Annotated in this window: 1 protein-coding gene; it reads left to right on the plus strand. The window is 55.3% G+C overall.

What is annotated here, in order from left to right; genetic code table 11:
- Positions 1-135 precede the first annotated feature (135 nt).
- The coding region (locus tag EII41_RS13540; protein WP_221620732.1) for a BACON domain-containing protein at positions 136-1,397 on the plus strand (1,262 nt) is incomplete at its 3' end.

Genomic DNA, 1,397 nt, shown 5'->3' on the forward strand with positions numbered 1-1,397 from the left:
AAAGGAAAACTTGTGTTCCTTGTCATAAACTTGTGCAACTTGTGGTATCTGAATACTGAAAAGTAGCAAAGTAGTCAAAGGTAGTCAAGTAGTAAAGAATAACAATTAACAATTGACAATTGACCATTAATCATCATGAACAGAATTAAACAATTATCGATTTGGATCATCGCTTTTTGGATGGCGATGACCGCAGGTGCCGCCACCGTGCAGGCACAAAGCGTAAACATGAGCCGTTACATCACCCTGACGGTACAGAGCGGACAGCCCATCAAGCTGAGGTTCCAGGCCGCGGCCGCCGGCACGCCCGTACTGGTTAAGAGCGGATCGAACAACCAGACGATCACCGTCGGAACTTCATGGAGTCCCGATCAAAACTTTACGTCCGACGGCACTACGATGACCGTCTATGGCGATATTACCGGGTTCGACTGTAGCAATAACCGTGCCAATCTGACCGCCCTCGATGTCTCGCATAACACCCGGTTAAAGGAGTTGTTTGGCTACAATAACCTCCTCACCGCGCTCGATGTCAGCGCATGTACCCAATTAGAGAGGTTGAGTTGCTTCGAAAACCGCCTCACCGCCCTTGATGTCAGCGCATGTACCCGATTAAAGGAGTTGGATTGCCCCAGCAACGAACTCCCCGCCCTCGATGTCAGTGCATGTACCCAATTAGAAGGGTTGAGTTGCTACAACAACAACTTCTCTACCGCTGCGCTGAACCGGCTCTATTGCTCTCTGCCCGACCGTACCGGAGAGACTGATAAGGGAAAAATCTATCCGGCCTATAACGCGACTAACGCCGGGCATGCCGACGTACTCGCCTCGTCCGGGCATATCGCGACCGGTAAAAACTGGGAGGTAATCTATGGATCAGACGATTCCGATATCCCGACTACGGGTACGGAGACGTGCGGAAGCTCCGCGCTTACCGTCAGCCCGGCCACGCTCAGCTTCGTAGCCGCCGGCGAAACGAAGCCGATCACCGTCACCGCGAGCGGAGCATGGACAGCGGTCTCGTCCGAAACGTGGCTCACGCTCTCGGCAGGCAGCGGTACGGGCAATGGTTCCGTCGATGCCACTGCCGCGGCCTATACGGGCACAACGTCCCGCACGGCCAAGGTCACCTTTACCGCCGGCAGCGTCACGCAGGAGGTGAACGTCACGCAGCAGGGCGGAAACATAAACATGAGCCGCTACATTACCCTGACCGTCCAATCCGGACAGCCCATCCAGCTGGCCTTCCGGGCCGCGACCGTCGGTACGCCCCTCAGGGTCGTCAGCGGATCGAACACGACCGATGTAACCGTAGGAACCGGTTGGAGCCCCGACCAAAACTTTACGTCCGACGGCACCACGATGACCGTCTATGGCGATATCACCGGGTTCGGTTG

Origin of the sequence: Tannerella forsythia (genome assembly GCF_003860135.1) — a bacterium.
Classification (GTDB): domain Bacteria; phylum Bacteroidota; class Bacteroidia; order Bacteroidales; family Tannerellaceae; genus Tannerella; species Tannerella forsythia_A.